Below are 19244 nucleotides of genomic sequence, written 5' to 3'. Positions count from 1 at the left end.
TTATTTGCGGAACACTTTTTTGCTGCGCACATATTCGACATCGGGTACGCCCTGACGGACATTCGCTGTGCGAGCGACGGCAAAGAAATAATCGGAAAGGCGGTTTAAATACCGACGTACCGCCGGATTGATGTCCGTATGTTTACCTAGTGTAACCGCACGGCGTTCTGCGCGTCGGCAAACCGTACGGCATACATGAAGCGTTGAGGATAATGTGCTACCACCTGGTATAATAAAACGCTCCACCTTCGGATTTTCCTCCTGACATGCATCAATCCAACCTTCCAGACGCTCTGCCAGCTCGTCCTTCACCTTATATTTGCTTTCACTGATTTTAACAAATGCCAAATCCGAACCACAATCAAACAGCTCCTGCTGTATTTCTTCCAATTGAGTCCGAATATCCGCAAACTCTTCCCCTTCGGCAAAGCTGATGGCTTGTCCTACAAAGCTGTTCAGCTCGTCAATTGTTCCGTACGCTTCCACACGATCATCATCTTTGGACACTCGACCGCCGATCACAGAAGTTTGTCCTTCATCACCTGTTCTAGTATAGATTCCCATTCCATTTCATCCCCTTTATCATTCCGTAAGTGCTTTCAGCACCTTGATGGCTTCTTCCTTATTGCTTGTACGAGGCGGAACGGTAGCAAATAATGTTTTGGAGTTATATTTTAGCTCCTTAAACATCTTCATCTGCTCCACCGGAATTCCGAACAAATGAGTTTCCTTGCTCACATCTGTTCCTTCTTCCTCCTGCCCCTTCTTCTTAAATACGCCGCCCTCGAACACGCCCCGGGCATACGTCTTCTTGTCAAAAGCATCATCTAACGGCAGATTCGAACCATTCTGTCCATACAGCTTCATGTCCTCTTCCGGCAAAAGAAACAGATCATGCTCCCCGGCCGCATATTCTACAACCAGCTTCTGCTGGTTATACAGCGGACTGACTGAAATCTCAATAGTCGGAGCCTGTTCGCCCAGCTTATCCTTAAGCTTTTGTGCCAGCTCCTCACGGATGACTGAAGCATCCCCTTTATCCATAATAAAAATGGAGAAGCTGTCCTTGTCCCGTCCCCCACATCCAGCCAATAATACAAGTGTCAGCATTCCGATGATCCACGGCGATAGCCTTTTTAGCCCCGCTCTCATATGTACGCCCCCTCTTCCATGCCATTAATATATCATAAGTTGTGAACGCAAAAAAAGAAGGCTCGACGGCCTTCTTCTTACATTTGGCTGACTTCACACAGTTAAACCTTGCATTCCGTACCATACAGCTTCATATATTCATTGATTTTCAAATCGAGCTTGCAACTGATCTCGATGACAAGATCAGAGGTGAAGGACTGCTCTTTCTGAAACGTCCGCATCATCTCATTGCGCAGGAACAAAATTTCATCTTCCAGAGAAATGTCGTATCCTATTGAACTAGACGAATTAAATCCAACATATGACATGAGCATTCCTCCTACAATTGAAAAATTGAACTTCCTGCTATCGATTTCAAATTATAGCATAGAAATTAGAAATAAAAGACTATTTTTTATGAATTACCCATAAAAAAATAATTTTAACCTTCTTTTCTTACTTTTTCTACAAAATGACCAATCCGATCCAGTGCCTCCGTCAGCTGAGCAACAGAAGTCGCGTATGAGCAACGAAGATAGCCTTCGCCTCCCAAACCGAACACATTACCTGGTACAGCCGCAACTTTAGCCTCTGCCAAAAGACGCTGTGCAAATTCATCTGAGCTGAGTCCCGTGCTTTGAATACTAGGGAAAACGTAAAAAGCCCCTCTTGGCTCATGGCACTCCAGGCCGATTTCCCGAAACCCTTCAACCATCAGACGGCGACGCTGATTATAGGCTTCTACCATACGATCTTTCTCACCCAAACCATTCCGCAACCCTTCCAGTGCCGCAACTTGCCCCATAGAAGGCGCACACATTACGGTGTACTGATGGATTTTGAGCATAGCGGCAATCAGATCGGGATGTCCGCATGTATATCCAATACGCCAACCTGTCATGGCGAAGGCTTTGGAAAAACCACTGACGAGAATTGTACGATCCATCATACCAGGCATAGCCGCAAAACTGACGTGCTTCTCTCCATAATTCAATTCAGCATAAATTTCATCAGAAATGACGATCAAATCATGCTTTTCCACGACTTCGGCAATCGGAAGCCAATCTTCATAAGTCATCGTAGCCCCAGTTGGATTGCTCGGATAGCATAAAATCAGCACCTTGGATTTAGGTGTAATTTTTGCCTCCAGCGCCTCAGCCGTCAGCTTGAATTCATCCTTAGCAAAGGTTTCAATACCTACCGGAATCCCGCCTCCAATTGCAGTGATTGGAGAATATGAAATGTAGCACGGTTCGGGCACGAGAATTTCGTCGCCAGGTACAATTAACGCACGCAAAGCAAGATCAATCGCCTCGCTTCCCCCAACGGTCACGATAATCTCATTTTTAGGATCATAACGGACTTCAAATTGCTCATTCAGATAATCACTGATCGCTTCACGCAGTTCTGGCGTTCCCGCATTAGACGTATAGCTGGTAAAACCTCGCTCTAATGAATAGACACAGGCTTCCCGCATATGCCAAGGGGTTGTAAAATCCGGTTCGCCTACACCAAGGGTAATAATATCCTTGTTGCCACCCACCAAGTCAAAAAACTTACGAATACCCGAAGATGGGATCTCGCGCACCAACGGGGACAAATAGGAACTCATAGCTTTGTTACTGTCGGTAAATGCTTCTGTTTTGAGATTCATCATGATCTTCCTTTACGGCGAAATCATCAGACGATTATCTTCCTGATGGTCCTCAAAGATAATTCCGTCCTGCTTGTATTTTTTAAGCGTAAAATTAGTCTTGGTAGACAAGACCGAATCAATAGGCGACAGTTTCTCCGACACAAAGTTAGCGACCTCACGAAGATTGCGGCCTTCAACCTCTACCAGCAAATCGTATGCTCCGGACATGAGATAGACCGATTTAACTTGCGGATACAAATAAATCCGTTCTGCAATCCCTTCAAAGCCTCTTCCACGCTCGGGTGTAATTTGCACTTCGATCAAAGCGGTAACCTTTTCGTCGTCGACTTTGTCCCAATTAACTACAGCGGCATATTTGACAATCACGTGTTGGTCTTCGAGCTCTTTCATTGAGATGCGTACATCCTGCTCGTCAACCCCCAGCATAGTAGCCAATAAAGTCGGTGTTCTTCTTGCATCTTCTTTTAACAATTCCAGCACTTTTAATTTCAATTCATTCAGCTCTGTCATTCTACATAAGGCCTCCATCGAAAGAGATTACTATACATCATACAATACGCACTTTAAACCTGCAAAGAAAAACCGTCCACTCCGGTAAACCCGGCAGGTGGACGGCTGTTATGGGAATCTGCTTCAAAAACAGAAAATCCCGTTTACATATAATAAGGGTTGTTTTGGTGTGTAGACTGGCCTTGCTGGTGCATAGATTGACCATATACTCCCGCGGATGTCGACTTTTGCTGAATGAACTGTTGGCATTCTTGTTGGGTCTTGCGAGCTTCTTGAATCTGTTTGTCCAAATCGATGCGCAGTGCTTTAGTTGGAGTGGCGTACATATTATTTTGGCTCATCAGATGATACAAATCACCTTGCAGACGCAATGTATCATTCGTAAGGTCGGTGAACATCTGACGCACAGACGGACAATTGGATTCTGTCGTCGCCGTTGTGTATTCGCGCACTGTACGTTTCATATCAGCAAGAATGGTATAGAGCAAATCTTCTTCGGGCATAAATGACATATTGTTTTGTGAATACATTCTGTCAAACCTCCTTTATTGGTAAATCCAAATTACTGCTGTGGTTGCATTGGAGCAAGCTGCTGATGCTGTTGAAGAGCATTAGAAAGCAGATTCAAGTGGTGCTCATGAGTTCTTGCCAGTTGTAAACAGGCTTGTTGGATGGCTGGGTGCTGAATAGACGCCGCTGTGGCCGCACATTGTTTGAGTAGTAGTTCTTCATTGGAGATGGAGTCCACGATGTACTCCAGCTCTTTGCCTGACAGGGGTTGCATGTTCGTAGATTGCATAATCTCTGTGCCTCCTTAAAAGTTTTGTTGCACGCTGGTTATCTTGTCCGTTTGGCGAAATACTATGTACACATAAGAAATACTACATATTGCCTATGAGGAGTGCTATTTTATATGGAGTTGATAAGCGGGAATACATATTGGCCGAATACATTGGAGCAGGCGCTGGATTTTCCGCCTTTGGCAGAGGATTTAAATTGTGATGTATTGATCATCGGGGGAGGGATGGGGGGGGCCATCTGCTCCCGGTTATTGGGAGAACGACAGGTAGACACCGTGGTTATTGACAAACGCAAACTGGTAACTGGAAGCTCTTCGGCCAATACTGGCCTGCTGCAATACAGCAATGACAAGACCTTAACCTCTTTCATCAATACGTTTGGTGAAACGAACGGTGTACTGTTTTACCGCATGTGCAAGGATGCACTAGATCAGTTAGATAAGCTGGCTGCCACACTGGATACAGACCCTTCCTTTATTCGGCGAAGCAGCCTGTACTATGCAAGTACACTAGAAGATGTACAGGTGCTTCAGGAAGAGTACAAACAGCTAACCCGGTTTGGATTTCCAGTGGAGTACTGGGATGAGCAACAGGTTGCTGCCCGATTTCCTTTTCGAAAACCGGCAGCCTTGTACACACACGAAGATGCTGAGGTTAATCCATTTTTGTTTGCCCAGGGCCTGCTGCAATCTGCCAACCGTCTCGGTGTTCGCTTATATGAGCATACGGAAGCCAAGCATTTTGAATTCCATGATAATGAGGTCGTTTGTCATACTAACGGTGGAATGATCCGAGCAAAAAAGGTTGTTTTTGCAACAGGTTATGAAACACAAGAGATTAAAACCGATCAGGGAGCCGTTCTGCAAAGCTCTTATGCTATCGCCACCAATCCAATCGGAGATGCTCCCTTGTGGCATGAGCAGTGTCTGATCTGGGAAACGGCCCGTCCTTATCTATATATGCGCTCCACACCGGAAGGACGTATCATTATTGGTGGTTTGGATGAACCTGTATTGGACGCCAACCAACGTGAAATCAGGCTACTACACCAACAACAAAAGCTGCTGCAAGCACTACAGGAGCATTTTCCCAGTGTGCCATTTCAGATCGACTACGCTTGGGCGGCTGTATTCGGCTCCTCTCACGACGGCTTGCCGTATATTGGTCCACATCCGCGTTTTCCAAACTGCTATTTCTTGGAGGGTTACGGGGGAAATGGGACGGTTACGAATATGATGGCCGCACAGCTATTGGCTGATGAACTGACGGGCACACACCGACCTGAAATGGAGCTGTATTCTCTGACCCGTACGACCAAACCCTCGCCAGAAGCAACAAAACCAATGGTTTAACATATGAATACAAAAAGAACCTCCTTTCGCCTATATAAGTGAATTCTGAGGTTCTTTTTGTGTTGAATTTTCCTGTTACTCCGTTTGCTTGCGCCAGCGTTGTGCATGGGAATGAGAATTGCTTCGCTTTGTCTTCTGTTCCATCTTCAGCACATTTCGCATAAAAAACCAGCCGATCACTGGCATTAATGCAAGTCCAATCAACAACCAAATCATCGCTGTAGGAGCCTTGCTGATACTTAGGACGCCCAAGAAAATGAGTGTACCGGTCAACCGTCCTACCATTAAGCACAGTTCACGCAGTACAACCAGTTCCACTCTCTGATTCGCATCTCCTTCACTCGTACCCATTAAATCAAAACTCGCTGAGATCATAGGAATTAAATACAAGGGCAGGAATATAGCGGTGCCGATCCCCATAATCAGTAGCGTGATATACTCCATACGCCACAATAAGGGTAACAGCGCAATCACCAACAATACAGCACCCAACAGCATACCAGCCGAGCGATAGTGTGGCTTGAGCCATTTTCCGACAGCCCAAAAGCTGAAAAATGAAACCGCCGAGGTGATAAGTGAAAACTGTGCCAGCTTCCATTCCTGTTGAGTAGCTACATACACGAGCAGCGTAATCAGGAAGGCAAAAACCCCTTCACGGATGCCCTGGGTAACAAGCGATAACGACAAGGGACGCCACATGCTCCCTTTTTGTGACAATCGTTGCTTAGGCTCCTTCCAATTGTAGTTTCCTGTCGGCTTACGCTTGCGAAGAAAGAAACTAAGTACCACTCCTACGACATAAAAAGCTAAGGAAATACTGAATATTACTCGATAACCCGCATCATCCTCCATACGAGCAATAATCCAACCAGACAGCCAAGGACCCACGATACCGGAAAACGAACCCAGCAGACCGACCCATCCGTTAAAATGATCGCGACTTGCCTGATCTGTGACTTCGAAAAAAATGACATTAAACGCCAGCCAGAATAAACCTAATGCTGCACCCAATAACATTCCGAGTGGCCATATGTAGTTTACAGCCTGCGGTCCCGTATATAACACGATTAAATAAAACAGACCGGACAGTGCTGTCCCCACGCGCAGGGCATTCATTTTGTTATGTTCCTTGACCCATTTCCCAGCCACCCAGACCATGATTCCCAGCGCAATTTGTTGGCTGACATTAAACCAGCCAATCATCGCGTAATCCTGCCTGCTCTTCCATAAATATACGTTGAGAAATGTGCCTGACAATGCTGCTGCAAACACAAACAATCCATTCAAGCTTAATAGCAGAATGGATTGTCCGTTCAGGTTTGATTTCAATGCAGTTCCCCCTAACCGAAAAATCACCAATCAGCTTATTTCAAGCCAGCTTGTTCAAAGATTTCTTCGATTAAGATGCCCGTATTGAGCTTGAGCCTATCCGGGGGATTGCTATTTAATTGTTGGAAATACCGCTGAGCTTCTCCAGCATCCGCAGTCGGTCATTCTCTGACAATGTGTGCTGGACATGAAAACAGCTAGGACAAACATAAACATTCAAGACGAATGGCAAGTCCAGAACAGGTTTGCCAAGTGCTGGCGACATCGACGGTTCAAAGCCTTCTCTGGTTACGGTTTGCGAACCCGCATGCAGCATGTATTCTCCACATTGGAAGCATTCAAGAACCTCATCTTGTCTGTCGAGTATTTGTTCAGCGCCTTGTTCATAAGCCATCAGATCCGCACCGCTTTCTTCAAATTTTTGCAAAGTATGCAGCACAGGCAGCTTATGAAGCTCATTATCCTGCAACAACGGTGCATCAACTGGTTTATCAACTACGATTTCATCCTCTGCCTCATATAAAATATCCTGCTCCTCTTCATCACCGAGCTGAATACTCAATGTACGATAACCCTTCAGGTCTTCTTTTCCATGAGAGTGTGGTACCGGGGTTACAGAAGCCGAATGATCATGTTTTGTCTCTTCATGTCCATGCTCGCCGGCATGTCTATGAACAGGTGGAGAAACAGACTCCTCTTCATCATCGGTGATGTCAGAGTAACCTTTCAGATCATTATGGCAATAGGGACACTCTTCCTCAGGGCCCAATTCTTCATCCCAAATAATTTCCATGTTACACCATGGACAAATAGTCATTTCCAAGCTTTATCATCCTTCCGTTCCAAGCGTATACCAAGCTCTAGTATACAGGATGTGTCAAGTTACACTGGCACCGATCACATAAGATAACGATATTGAAATAATCATGGAAAACAAGCCGACAGCACGGTTATCCTCTTTAATCTGTTGATCGATAGAAAATACCGGTGTCAGAAACTCAAAAAGAAAGTACGCCGCAAGTAGCAGTAAAAAGCCAACGAACGACCAAATCATCGTATCGTACACGCTGGATTTGGCTTCCATTGCAAAGCGGAGCACGTTGCAAATACCGAACATTTTCCCTCCCGTAGCCATGGCTACTGAAACATTGCCGCGCTTGATCTCTTCCCAGCATTTATAGCGGGTTACCAGCTCAAAACACGACAAAAATACAATTAGCTCCAGCACCGCCACCGAGAAATAACCCAGCATCATCCCCAACGGATGTGACAGCAATTCATCAATCGCCATCTTCACTTCGTCCCTCCCGTTCTACCAAGCGTTCCCGAGCAAAGCCGGCAACCCATAGCTATTCCAATTCAGCAACGGTTACGCCTGTGCCGCCTTCATTGTAATTACCGATACGGTAGCTTTTCACATGTTTATGCTTGCGGAGGTACTCCTGAATACCGGTTCTCAGAATACCCGTACCTTTGCCATGAATAATGTGTACCTGACCCAGATTGGCCAGAAACGCTTCATCCATGAAGCGGTCCACTTCCATCAAGGCTTCCTCCACGTTCGCCCCCCGAAGATCAAGTTCACTTCGTACGTTATCATCCCGTGTCCGTTTAACGCCAGTGACTGGTTTTTGAACTCTTGGAGTCGTTGTTTGGGCAGGTTGCAGTAGTTCCAGATCATCCAGACTGACCTTCATCTTCATGATCCCCAATTGAACCACAGCTTCCTTGGTACCGGACAGTTCAACCACGTGGCCTTTTTTATTCAGACTGTGAACGGATACTTCATCGCCAGCCATGATAGAACGAGTACGCGTAGCGGCCGGGCGTTTGACAGTACTTTTCTTGCGTTGCTTCGGTTCAGCCTCATCCAGTTCTCTGCGAGCTGCAATCAGCTTGTGCTCCTTAACCGAAGCCCCTTCTTCCTGAGCCAATTTACGCAAATCAGTAATGATTTTCTCAGCTTCGCTACGAGCCTTATCCACGAGAACTCTTGCTTCATCCTCAGCTTTTTCCAGCATACGGTCCCGTTGGGACTCCAGCTTATCCAGCTCCATCTGATGACGGCTACGCAATGCTTCCATTTCTTTACGCAACTGCTCCGCTTTTTCCCGTTCTTGCTCAGCTGTCAAACGGTTCTGCTCCAGTGACGCAATCATGTGCTCAACGCGCTGGTCTTCTTCTGTTACCTCACCACGGGCATAGTCTAAAATGCGCCCTGGCAATCCCAATCGCTCGGCAATGGCAAATGCGTTACTTCGTCCGGGGACACCGACCAGAAGGCGGTAAGTCGGGCTTAAGGTAGCAACATCAAACTCCATGCTTGCATTAATAATTCCTTTACGCTCATAGGCATACGCCTTCAATTCACTATAGTGAGTCGTCGCAACCATACGGCAACCCATGGCATGTATATGCTCCAAAATGGACACAGCCAAAGCCGAACCTTCCGCGGGGTCCGTTCCTGCCCCCACTTCGTCAAGCAATACAAGACTTTTGGGCGTCATATTTTTCAGGATGCTAATGATATTGGTCATGTGGCTGGAAAATGTACTTAAGTTTTGCTCAATGCTCTGCTCGTCACCAATATCAGCATAGATTGCATCAAATACACACAGCTGGCTTTCATCCTCAACAGGTACAAACAGTCCAGACATCGCCATCAAACTAAGCAGGCCAATGGTTTTCAGGGTAACGGTTTTCCCCCCTGTGTTCGGTCCGGTAACGATAATGGAGGTGTATGAATTGCCCAGCTCCACATCTATGGGAACGACCTGCTCCAACGGAATTAGAGGATGTCTGCCTTTTTTCAGCTTCAAGTACCCTCGGTCATTCATTAAAGGCAAGGTTGCCTTCATTTCACGGGCGAGACGCGCTTTTGCAAAAATAAAATCAAGATTGCCCAAAACGTCCACATCATACAGCAACATATCCGCTTGTTCTGCGACAAGTGCGGTCAGCTTTTGTAAAATGACTTCAATTTCACGCTCTTCTCTCAGCCTTGTTTCCCTCAGCTTATTGTTCATGGCTACGATAGATTCAGGCTCGATAAACAATGTTGCACCTGACCCGGATTGATCATGAACAATTCCGCCAAAATAAGAACGGTATTCGGCCTTAACCGGGATCACAAACCGATCTCCACGAATCGTAATCAACTGATCTTGAAGCATTTTGGATACAGTTGAGGAACGAATCATGGAATCCAGCTTCTCACGAATACGCACTTCTCCCGAGCGCAGCTCCCGACGGATTTGTGAAAGCTCTGTGCTGGCAGAATCCAACACTTCTGCATTTTCGTCAATACAGCCTTTGATGGAGTTTTCTAAACTTCTCTGCTCCGAAAGCTGCTCACTCCAATACAGCAATGTTTCGACAGGATTTTCTTCATGCAAACTTGTCACGTATACTTGTATACGGCGTGCGGCCTGAACCGTTGTCCGAATGCCAAGCAACTCATGCGGGCTTAATGTTCCACCAATACGGGCACGCTTCACCGCCGGAGTGATATCCACTACTCCGTTAAATGAAGGCACTCCTTTGAGGCGATCAGCAGCATAGGCCTCATCCGTACCTTTCAGCATTTTCTTGATATGCTCCAAATCATCGCTGGGCTGTAGCCGAAGGGCTGTCTGTTGTCCCGTTGCCGTTTGGGCATAGTGACTTAGTTTATTTAGAATTTTTTGATATTCAAGGGTTTTGAAAATTTTAGAGTCCAACTTCACTACTCCTTTCACTTATATCTATATTATACCGAAAGCAGCAAACTTACGCTATTTGCCAACTCTGTTTTACACATAAGAAAGCTCTTCATGCCACACACTAACCTTTGTCTAACCCTGATTCAAAAAACAAAGGAGGTTATTCCGTGAGCATTCTCGGGCACATTGTACGTTTCATCGTTGCCGCTCTGGTGCTGATGGTCGTAAGCTGGATCGTTCCCGGATTTAGTGTAGGCGGCTTTTGGAGCGCGCTGATCCTAGCCATTGTCATTGCCTTGATTGGCTATATCGTCGAGGCGGTGTTTGGTCGACGCGTCTCCCCATTTGGACGCGGTATCGTAGGTTTTCTTGTGAGCGCTCTGGTGATCTGGGTCGCTCAATATGTCGTCGCTCATGTCAGTGTTTCCGTTCTGGGCGCATTGCTCGCTGCATTGGTTATCGGGATTATCGACCTGTTCATTCCGGTATCGACACCGTTTGAAGCCGGTCGGAAAAACGGGAATTAATTTCAGTAATCGCTTCTGGCAAAGCTGTCCCGAAGCAGAATTCATCTGCCAAAGGACAGCTTTTTGTCATTTACACCTCTGAGTGGATACAATAAACAAACAATCCCCGGCAATGAGCAGCCGGGGATTGCCTTACATGTATAATCCGTATCTACTGATCCTGTTCGATAAGTTCAATCCATTCATTATACTCAGTTTGAAGCTTGGTGTATTCTTCCTGTAATTGACGTAATTCCGTAGAAATCTTCTCCGAATTTTCCCGATCTACGTCCTGTTGTACTTGCAACAGACGAAGCTGATGCGCTGCCATTTCATATTTTTGACCCACTTCGTCCAATTCAGACTGCAAGGCCATCCGTTCCTGCTCTATGGACTGCTGTTCAGCCTTCGCCGTTTTGGCAGTTTCAACAGCCAAACGAATTTCCTCCTGAAGCTGTTCCTTTTGTTGAACCGTTACCGCTATTTCCCGCTCCCAAGAAGCAAATTCTTCCTTACGGGCAGCATCTTCAGCTTCCAAACGTTCCGCTTCAGCCTTCAACTGATCGTATTTAAGCTGCCATTCCAGGGATTCTTCCTCAGCACGTTCCAGTTCACTCCGCCGTTCTCGATTTTCCTGCTGGAGCTGCTTGATATTTTGCTCCAGCTGTCCAGCTCGGCTCTTCATGCTTCCATATTGCTCCTGAAGCGATTGATACGCCTTAGTTCCCTCTTGCTCTCGGACTTTGGCTTTCTCAAGCTCATCCTGAACGCGAATCAGCTCAGGTGAAAGCTCCTTGATTCTCGCTTCGAGTTGAACTAGCCGTTGCTGTTGTGAAGCAAATTTATCATTAATAGCTTCGAGCTCAGCCGCTGCGTGCTGTAATTGCTCTTGTATTTCTTCCTTCTGTTCACGTGCTTCCAGCAAGGAGAGCTCCAGCTCATCAACTGCCACCTGGCGTTCTTCTGCAAGCTTCTTCCATGACTTCTCGCTTTCAGCTAGCGTAGCCAGCTCACTTTGCAGCTTACGAGAAGATACGTGAGCTTGCTCCAACAGCTTCTGCATCCGCCGCTGTTCTTCCTCCAGCTTAGCCGTCTGCTGCTGCTTAGCCTTGGCTTCAGCTTCTAATTGATCATATCGACTTTGCAATTCTTCACGTGCAAGCGTATCTGCCTGCTCTCGCTCTATCGCAGCCTGTCGCTGTGTTTCCAGCACAGACTCCAGCTCGGACTGTTGTTCCTTCAGTACTCTTGCTTGCTCTTGAGCCTCTCCCAGACGAGAAGAAAGCTCTGTACTGCCTGCCTGTACTTGTTCTAATTGTTCCTGAAGCTCCTCGACCCGAATCTCCTGCTCCAGTGCAGCTTCATCAGCTCGTTTCTGTGCTTCTTGATGCTGGAGCTTTTCTTCATTCAACGCCAATTCAGCCTGTTTACGTTCCTGCTCCAGCTGCTCATTCAGTCCGGAGCACTTAGTTTGCCATTCGCTTACCTTCTTGCTATGCTCTTGCTGCAAAGCAGATCGCAGCTTGTCCAGTTCTGTGCGCTTTTGCTCCTGATGAGTCTTCTCTGCAGCTGACAGCTTGGCTTCAGTCTGTTTAGCCGCTTCAAATACTTCCTTCTTCATCTGCTCTTCTATCTGCCGGATACGCGCATTGGCCGCCTCCTGCTGCTCTTTCAGCTTGCGAGAAGCTTCTTGACGGGACTCCTCCAATTCACGTTTAGCTTGTTTTTGTCCATTTTCAAGTTCAGCCGCTTTTTTCTCCTGCTGTTCCAGCTTTGCCCTCAATTGGGCGATCTCCTTGGCTGATACAGATTCGGTTTCCATCAGCTTCTTCTGCGTTGCTTCCTTTTCTTCCTTCAGTTGAATAAGAGATTGATGCATATCTGTATTTTTCTGCTGTTGTTCCCCTAGAGCTGTCTGGAGTTGCGCCAGATCTCCCCGGAGCTCTGCTCGTTCCGCTGCTAAGCGGTTCATATGACTCTGAATTTCCTGGATTTGTACAGCTTCTTCTGCCATATGAACCGCAGCCAGCACGGCAATTCGGGGCATATCCAGACGCGAATGAGCTTGAGAAATGCTGTGCATACGCTCATCCACGTAATTGGCAACCTGCTTCATATAATCGGTATTGCTGCCGACGAGTTTATAAGAAGTACCGTAGATCTCTACAGTGACGCGAGTACGATCTGGTGTAGTCACAATTATGCCCTCCTTCAATACTACTGTATGTTGATTCTAAGGTGTGTCCGGTACTATGGTAACCCGCCTTCCGTGAAGCGTTCAACCTTATTAGTCCGGCTTCCCCGCAGCGGGTAATTATCAGAGTAAGAGAGCTTCTATGATGATAGGCCAAAAAGCCGTATCGAACCTCTGTCACTAAGATTCGATACGGCTTCCCGCATTTCCTGCTACTTTCTCAATTCCGCTCCAAAAGTTTGTTCCAGAGACGTAACGACAGGAGTATGCGCCGCATTGATCTCTTCATCCGTCAACGTATGTTCCCAGTGACGATAGGTCAGAGAGATAGCTACGCTCTTCTTATCTTCACCAAGCTTACTGCCTGTAAATACATCAAACACTCGTGCATCCTGCAACAGCTCTCCGCCTGCAGCGTGAATAACACGAAGCAGTTCGCCTGCCTCAACGTCTTTATTGACCACGAGGGCAATGTCACGTTCCACGGATGGGAAGCGAGCCAGCTCTCTGAACTGAATATGAGAGTTTGCGTGTTCAATGACCTGTTGCAACGCAATTTCTGCAACATACGTATCGTTCAGCCCATAAGATTGTTGGAGCTCCGGATGAATCTGCCCAAGGGTACCGATCCGTTGAGAGCTTCCATTCACATCCAGCCATACCGAAGCGGAACGGCCCGGGTGGTAGCTTTGCGGTTGGTCAGCGACATAACGAATGCTGGCACTCAATCCGAAATAGTCAAACACCGTTTCAAGCGCGCCTTTAATATCAAAGAAATCAACCTTTTCAGCACCAATATTCCATTGTTTTTCACGGCGTACCCCAGTCAACAACAGACTCAGCACTTGAATTTCCTGCGGCTGGCGGGTTAATGTTTGTTCCTCTGTATAAAATACTGTTCCCATCTCGAAAATCGCCAGATTGTCTTGCTTCCGGTTCATGTTATACACCGCTGTATCCAGCATCTGCGGAATGATACTCGTACGCAAAACACTACGGTCTTCGCTCATAGGCATAGCCAAACGTACCGGATGGCTGCCTTCTGTCAGGGCATTAAATAACCCCGTACTTTGCGGATGTACAAAAGAGTAGCTGATCGTCTCCTGCCAGCCACCATGAGCCAGCAATCTGCGCAGGGAGCGGCGCAATGATTGTGATGCTGTCAAAGCTCCCGGAGTTGTAGGACCTTCAATCGGCGTGGTCGGGATATTGTCGTAACCATACAGACGAGCAACCTCTTCGATTAAGTCCACGTCAATGGTGATATCTCCACGGCGTGTAGGAACTTGAACTTCCAGTACCCCTTGCTCTGCGTCGCCACATCCGAAATGAAGTCTACCGAAAATCGTTTTCACCTCAAGCAGCGACAGTTCGGTTCCCAAATATCGGTTTATTTTATCTAGCGACAGCTTGATAATGCGGTTTTCAGCTTTTGCAGACGCAGATTCTACGATGCCCTGGTGTACAGTGCCTCCTGCATAACGCTGAATCAGCGCAGCTGCACGATTCACAGCAGGCACAACAGCGCCTGGATCAACCTCTTTTTCAAAACGCAGACTTGCTTCTGAACGCAGTCCAAGTTGACGAGACGTTTTGCGAACTGTACCGCCGTCAAACTTCGCAGATTCCAGCGCAATGCTGACCGTCGCATCCGTAACCTCGGAGTTGGCTCCACCCATCACGCCTGCCAATGCTATTGGTTTCACACCGTCTGTAATCAGCAGCATATGCGGCTCCAGCTTACGCTCCTGATCATCAAGTGTAATCAATGTTTCGCCTGCACGAGCGAGTCGAACTTCAATATTTCCATTTTCCAGCTTATCCGCATCAAAAGCATGCAACGGCTGACCGTATTCCAGCATGACGTAGTTCGTAATATCTACGATGTTGTTGATCGGACGAACACCTGCCGCCATCAGACGGTTTTGAATCCATAATGGGGAAGCCCCCACTTTTACACCTGTAATATAACGGGCCGCGTAGTGCGTACACAGTTCAGGAGTATCTACCTTCACAGACAGATGATCTGCCGCTGCATCGCTAATTTCCACCAGATCCTTAGCCGGATCAGCCAGAGAAATATCACGTCCCAGAATCGCACTCACTTCATATGCTGCTCCGTGCATGCTCAGGCAATCCGAACGATTGGGTGTCAGATCAAAATCCAGCACCTGATCATCCAGCGCCAGCAGCTTCGTAATTGGCATACCAATTTCAGCATCCTCAGGCAGCACCAAAATACCTTCTTGCAATTCCTTTGGAAGCAGCTTGTCATTCATGCCCAGTTCTTTGGCCGAGCAGATCATACCCATGGATACTACACCACGCAGCTTGGCCTTTTTAATGTGGAAATCTCCCGGCAGCTTTGCACCTACAACTGCAACAGGAACCTTTTGACCTGCATCCACGTTTTTGGCACCGCACACGATTTGCAGATCTTCCTCCTGACCTGCATCGACAATACATACATTCAGCTTATCAGCATCTGGATGCTTTTCCTTGCTTTTAACATAGCCGACAACGACGCCAGTAATCCCTTGATTGCGCTGCTCGACCTCATCAATTTCTACGCCCGAACGGGTGATTTTCTCTGCCAGATCCTCCGCGCTTACCTGATCCAGCGATACATACTCGGACAGCCACTCGAATGATACTTTCATATGGGTTCACTTCCCTTGATATAGTTGTTTATTGACGCGCAAACTGTTTCAGGAACGACAGGTCACTGTTATAAAAATGACGAATATCATCGATACCGTATTTCAATATAGCAATCCGCTCTACACCCATACCGAATGCAAAGCCGCTGTACACCTCGGGATCAAAACCGCCCATCTCTAGCACTTTCGGATGGACCATGCCACAGCCCAAAATTTCAATCCACACGCGTTCGCCATTTTTCTTCACAAAAGTTACGTCTACTTCAGCACTCGGCTCTGTGAACGGAAAGAAGCTTGGGCGCAAACGGATTTCGGTCGATTCTCCGAACATTTCGCGTGCAAATTGAAGTAAGGTTCCTTTCAAATCACTCATGCGAATGTCTTTTCCAATGACAAGCCCTTCAATCTGGTGGAATTGAAAAGAATGTGTTGCATCGTCATCATCACGTCGGAAAACCGTACCCGGACAGATAACCTTAATAGGTGTTTCGCCCTTCATCGCTTCCATCGCGCGAATCTGAACTGGTGACGTATGGGTACGCATCAACAGATCCTCAGTCAGGTAAAATGAATCCTGCATATCGCGTGCGGGGTGATTTTTAGGCAGGTTCAATGCTTCGAAGTTATAATAATCCGTCTCAGCCTGTGGACCCTCAGCCACTCGATATCCCATGCCTGTAAAAATATCCTCGATTTGCTCAATCACTTTGTTGAGTGGGTGCAGTCCGCCTTGCGGCAGTGTGCGTCCAGGTAGCGTAACATCGATCTTTTCCGCTTGCAGACGCTCATTCGTTTCCGCTTTCGTGAACTCGTCTTGCTTACGGTTAACGACTTCTTCAATCGCCTCCCGCACCTCATTGGCTACCTGTCCAACAACCGGACGCTCTTCCGCGCTCAGCTTGCCCATACCGCGCAAAATTTCAGTCAATGCGCCCTTTTTTCCCGAGTATTTGACCCGTAGATCAGCCAGCTCCTTAGGTGTTGCCACCTTCTCCAATACTTCCAGTGCTTCTTCCTTCAAGGCCAGCAAATGTTCCTTCATTTGGATGGTTTCGCTCATCGCCTGTTCAGTCCCCTTTCTTCATATCCAGCTTTTCAGACAACAAAAAAAGGTCTTTCCTCCCGGTAAGGGACGAAAAGACCGTGGTACCACCCTCGTTAGACAATAAGCTTAGCTCACCCGGCGTTTTGCCTTACGGCAACATAGTTACAGGTGATTGTTCATGCTATGCATCATCGTCTCGCTCTGCACGTTATAACGGTCGTGAACCGGTATCCCCTACTTGCACATTCGCCATTCACATGGCGCCTGAGGTTCAAGGAACTGCTCCGGAGCGAACTTCAACAGCCCAGTATTTGCAGAAACGCTCTCAATCCTACGACGCTTCCTCCCTGTTCAATCGGACACTGTCTACTCTTCTCCATCAAGACATTTTCAAAAATTCGAACTATTGTTCATTATTATATGCAAACTACCGCGCTTTGGCAAGCAGGGCATACGTTTCAACCCTTTAGATATCGAGATCATCCAACCGCTCCAGATTTGCACGAATGCGCCTGATTTCGCTCAACAACTTTTCATTTTCGTCATTCGTGCCTGTCATTCCCATCAACTCTGTAAGACGCAATTGTAATCGAAGACGTTCCTCACGCCGCTCCTGGTCTTCTGGCTCCCGTTGACGGCTCCGTTCATCTTCTTTCTTTTCGTCGGCTGTCCCCTCATAGATTTCATATCTGCCCCCCGGCTTCATATCGAGTAACCGAGTTGCCGTGCTCCTCACCAGCTCCCGATCATGTGAGACGAGCACCAGTGCTCCATCATAGTTACGCAAAGAATCCTCTACAATTTCACGGGTTTCAATGTCAAAATAATTCGTCGGTTCATCCAGCACCAGCAGATTGGCTCCACTAAAGTACAGACGCAGAAAAGCTACCCTGCATTTTTCTCCCATACTAAGTGTCCCGATCCTTTTAAACACGTCCTCTTTCGCAAAAAGAAAGCAGCCCAACACTGTTCTCGCTTCTGTTTGCGTCATCGTCGGAAGCGCAAGCAGACTGTCCAGCAACGTTTGATCCTCTGGGAGCTGCTCCAGCTCCTGTGAAAAATATCCGATGTTCAACTGTGGGTTGGCTGTGATTTTTCCTGTCTGCGGCTCCAGTTGACCTGTTAATAACCGAAGCAGTGTGGTTTTACCAATTCCATTGGGCCCCCGAACAGCCAGACGGTCTCCACGTGCAACGATCAGATTTAGATTTTTCACAATGATACGGTCGTCGTAGCTAAAGTCAACCTGCTCAGCACGCAGCAAATATTTTGCCTGAAACCCGCTGTCACTTAATTTCATGTGCAAAGACGGAGCTTCACGTGGTTGTTCTACCCTGTTAGCCTCCAGTCGCTCCAGTTCTTTTTCTTTCGCATGATAACGGGAGATATTTTTTTTAGCCTTGGCCTTATAGAAGCTCTGTGTAATAGCCACTTCGACTTTGGATGCGCTACGATGTGCCTGGTGAAACCATTCCCTGTAATTTCGAATCGTTTCCTCCAGTGCCTGTTTCGCCAGCTCCTGCTTTCGATAGCTGGCTTCCTGCTCTCGCAGTTCCCGCTCCTTTTGCGCTTTATATTCCTTATAGCCGCCTTTATAGCGCCCAATACCCGTTGATGCAAGCTCAACTATACTCGTAGCCACTCGATCCAAAAAGGCTCTGTCATGCGATACAAACAGCAGCGTTCCCGGATACGTGGACAGCCACTGCTCCAGCCAAAGCAAGCTTTCGGCATCCAAATGGTTGGTCGGCTCATCCAGCACCAGCAGCTTCGGCTGCCTGACCATCAGTCCGGCTAACCGCACTCTCGTCTTCTGTCCGCCACTCAGGTCACCATAAGCAATGGACCACGTCTGGGCAGGCATTCCCATTCGAGTGAGCGCCTTTTCCACCTCAGACTCCCAGGCAAAGCCTTGCAGGTGTTCGTATTCATCCATCAGCTCGCCGTAACGCTCCAGATGATGCTCCATATCCTTCCCAGCATCGGCTAGGTCAGCTTCCAGCTGTCCCAACGCTTGCTTGAGGAGCCAATGCCGAGGGCTGGCCTGCTGTGCGGCCTCCAGTGCGGTTCGAGACCAATCCACCGTATCCTGCTGCTTCAGCCAGCCCCGCTCTTCCAGTGGCAAATCATGCTCTACTTGACCAGAGGTTGGCACTTCATCTCCCAGCAATATTCGCAATAACGTCGTTTTACCTGCTCCATTTCTTCCAAACAGTGCGAGCCGTTCTCCTTCCATCACATCCAACGACACATTCTCAAATAAAGATGTCCCGTTCCAATCCTTTACTACATTGCGAATACGCAAAATCGTTCTCATACCGATCATCCTTTCCCAGCCCGGTTTTTTGACCCCGGAAGC

Annotated in this window: 17 protein-coding genes; 2 read left to right on the top strand and 15 right to left on the bottom strand. The window is 47.4% G+C overall.

The genetic code is table 11. The annotated features are described in order from the left end of the window. The 7 genes from MKX46_RS23085 to MKX46_RS23055 all read right to left on the bottom strand — a co-directional run bounded on the left by MKX46_RS23085 (position 1) and on the right by MKX46_RS23055 (position 4097). Positions 1–564 carry a cob(I)yrinic acid a,c-diamide adenosyltransferase gene (locus MKX46_RS23085; RefSeq protein WP_029516494.1) on the bottom strand — a complete coding sequence of 188 codons (564 nt, stop codon included), beginning with the start codon at positions 562–564 and terminating at the stop codon, positions 1–3. An 18-nt stretch (positions 565–582) separates the two neighbouring features. After that, positions 583–1152 (bottom strand): hypothetical protein, encoded by a 570-nt coding sequence (locus MKX46_RS23080; RefSeq protein WP_069012834.1) that lies wholly within the window; start codon positions 1150–1152, stop codon positions 583–585. 101 nt (positions 1153–1253) lie between these two features. Next, a complete protein-coding gene (locus MKX46_RS23075; protein ID WP_069012835.1) occupies positions 1254–1460 on the bottom strand; it encodes an aspartyl-phosphate phosphatase Spo0E family protein in 207 nt (68 codons plus the stop codon). A 113-nt stretch (positions 1461–1573) separates the two neighbouring features. Next, positions 1574–2785 (bottom strand): aminotransferase class I/II-fold pyridoxal phosphate-dependent enzyme, encoded by a 1212-nt coding sequence (locus MKX46_RS23070; RefSeq protein WP_029516491.1) that lies wholly within the window; start codon positions 2783–2785, stop codon positions 1574–1576. Between the two features lie 12 nt (positions 2786–2797). Then, complete coding sequence (locus MKX46_RS23065; RefSeq protein WP_069012836.1) at positions 2798–3298, bottom strand: Lrp/AsnC family transcriptional regulator; 501 nt, start codon at positions 3296–3298, stop codon at positions 2798–2800. A 143-nt stretch (positions 3299–3441) separates the two neighbouring features. Then, positions 3442–3828 (bottom strand): spore coat protein, encoded by a 387-nt coding sequence (locus MKX46_RS23060; RefSeq protein WP_069012837.1) that lies wholly within the window; start codon positions 3826–3828, stop codon positions 3442–3444. A 32-nt stretch (positions 3829–3860) separates the two neighbouring features. After that, the gene (locus MKX46_RS23055; protein WP_013370103.1) at positions 3861–4097 is read right to left on the bottom strand and encodes a hypothetical protein; all 237 of its coding nucleotides are present in this window, start codon (positions 4095–4097) and stop codon (positions 3861–3863) included. A gap of 114 nt (positions 4098–4211) precedes the next feature. On the opposite strand from MKX46_RS23055, the gene MKX46_RS23050 reads away from it, so the two are divergent. Further along, a complete protein-coding gene (locus tag MKX46_RS23050) occupies positions 4212–5450 on the top strand; it encodes an NAD(P)/FAD-dependent oxidoreductase (protein WP_165145053.1) in 1239 nt (412 codons plus the stop codon). Between the two features lie 75 nt (positions 5451–5525). On the opposite strand, the gene MKX46_RS23045 is transcribed toward MKX46_RS23050, so the two are convergent. The 4 genes from MKX46_RS23045 to MKX46_RS23030 form a co-directional block, all read right to left on the bottom strand. Beyond that, entirely contained in the window at positions 5526–6779 is a 1254-nt protein-coding gene (locus MKX46_RS23045; RefSeq protein ID WP_069012839.1) for an MFS transporter, read from the bottom strand. Between the two features lie 115 nt (positions 6780–6894). Then, positions 6895–7602 carry a hypothetical protein gene (locus MKX46_RS23040; RefSeq protein WP_029516486.1) on the bottom strand — a complete coding sequence of 236 codons (708 nt, stop codon included), beginning with the start codon at positions 7600–7602 and terminating at the stop codon, positions 6895–6897. 54 nt (positions 7603–7656) lie between these two features. Further along, the gene (locus tag MKX46_RS23035) at positions 7657–8070 is read right to left on the bottom strand and encodes a DUF350 domain-containing protein (RefSeq protein ID WP_013309402.1); all 414 of its coding nucleotides are present in this window, start codon (positions 8068–8070) and stop codon (positions 7657–7659) included. A gap of 58 nt (positions 8071–8128) precedes the next feature. Next, a complete protein-coding gene (locus tag MKX46_RS23030; protein WP_029516485.1) occupies positions 8129–10498 on the bottom strand; it encodes an endonuclease MutS2 in 2370 nt (789 codons plus the stop codon). A 149-nt stretch (positions 10499–10647) separates the two neighbouring features. Here MKX46_RS23030 and MKX46_RS23025 point away from each other — a divergent pair, with 149 nt between their 5' ends. After that, positions 10648–11007, top strand: coding sequence for a phage holin family protein (locus tag MKX46_RS23025; protein WP_029516484.1), 360 nt, complete (start codon positions 10648–10650; stop codon positions 11005–11007). Between the two features lie 151 nt (positions 11008–11158). Here the strand turns inward: MKX46_RS23025 and MKX46_RS23020 are convergent, their stop codons facing one another. From MKX46_RS23020 to abc-f, 4 genes are all read right to left on the bottom strand, one after another. Continuing rightward, entirely contained in the window at positions 11159–13183 is a 2025-nt protein-coding gene (locus MKX46_RS23020) for a cell division protein ZapA (RefSeq protein WP_029516483.1), read from the bottom strand. 209 nt (positions 13184–13392) lie between these two features. Continuing rightward, positions 13393–15840, bottom strand: coding sequence for a phenylalanine--tRNA ligase subunit beta (pheT, locus tag MKX46_RS23015; protein ID WP_341071831.1), 2448 nt, complete (start codon positions 15838–15840; stop codon positions 13393–13395). 28 nt (positions 15841–15868) lie between these two features. Further along, positions 15869–16900 (bottom strand): phenylalanine--tRNA ligase subunit alpha, encoded by a 1032-nt coding sequence (gene pheS, locus MKX46_RS23010; RefSeq protein ID WP_273041806.1) that lies wholly within the window; start codon positions 16898–16900, stop codon positions 15869–15871. A gap of 451 nt (positions 16901–17351) precedes the next feature. Next, on the bottom strand, positions 17352–19202 hold the full coding sequence (gene abc-f, locus MKX46_RS23005) for a ribosomal protection-like ABC-F family protein (RefSeq protein WP_341071926.1): 1851 nt from the start codon (positions 19200–19202) through the stop codon (positions 17352–17354). Positions 19203–19244: the final 42 nt, after the last annotated feature.

Origin of the sequence: Paenibacillus sp. FSL P4-0113 (assembly GCF_038009305.1) — a bacterium.
GTDB classification, from domain to species: Bacteria; Bacillota; Bacilli; order Paenibacillales; family Paenibacillaceae; genus Paenibacillus; species Paenibacillus polymyxa_D.
The sequence above is the reverse complement of the archived record's forward strand: the minus strand, read 5'-3'. Positions and strand labels throughout refer to the sequence as shown.

Coding starts and splice junctions, on each gene's coding strand:
- MKX46_RS23085 (WP_029516494.1), bottom strand. CDS start 564: ATGGGAATCTATACTAGAACAGGTGATGAAGGACAAACTTCTGTGATC.
- MKX46_RS23080 (WP_069012834.1), bottom strand. CDS start 1,152: ATGAGAGCGGGGCTAAAAAGGCTATCGCCGTGGATCATCGGAATGCTG.
- MKX46_RS23075 (WP_069012835.1), bottom strand. CDS start 1,460: ATGTCATATGTTGGATTTAATTCGTCTAGTTCAATAGGATACGACATT.
- MKX46_RS23070 (WP_029516491.1), bottom strand. CDS start 2,785: ATGAATCTCAAAACAGAAGCATTTACCGACAGTAACAAAGCTATGAGT.
- MKX46_RS23065 (WP_069012836.1), bottom strand. CDS start 3,298: ATGACAGAGCTGAATGAATTGAAATTAAAAGTGCTGGAATTGTTAAAA.
- MKX46_RS23060 (WP_069012837.1), bottom strand. CDS start 3,828: ATGTATTCACAAAACAATATGTCATTTATGCCCGAAGAAGATTTGCTC.
- MKX46_RS23055 (WP_013370103.1), bottom strand. CDS start 4,097: ATGCAATCTACGAACATGCAACCCCTGTCAGGCAAAGAGCTGGAGTAC.
- MKX46_RS23050 (WP_165145053.1), top strand. CDS start 4,212: ATGGAGTTGATAAGCGGGAATACATATTGGCCGAATACATTGGAGCAG.
- MKX46_RS23035 (WP_013309402.1), bottom strand. CDS start 8,070: ATGGCGATTGATGAATTGCTGTCACATCCGTTGGGGATGATGCTGGGT.
- pheT (WP_341071831.1), bottom strand. CDS start 15,840: ATGAAAGTATCATTCGAGTGGCTGTCCGAGTATGTATCGCTGGATCAG.
- pheS (WP_273041806.1), bottom strand. CDS start 16,900: ATGAGCGAAACCATCCAAATGAAGGAACATTTGCTGGCCTTGAAGGAA.
- abc-f (WP_341071926.1), bottom strand. CDS start 19,202: ATGAGAACGATTTTGCGTATTCGCAATGTAGTAAAGGATTGGAACGGG.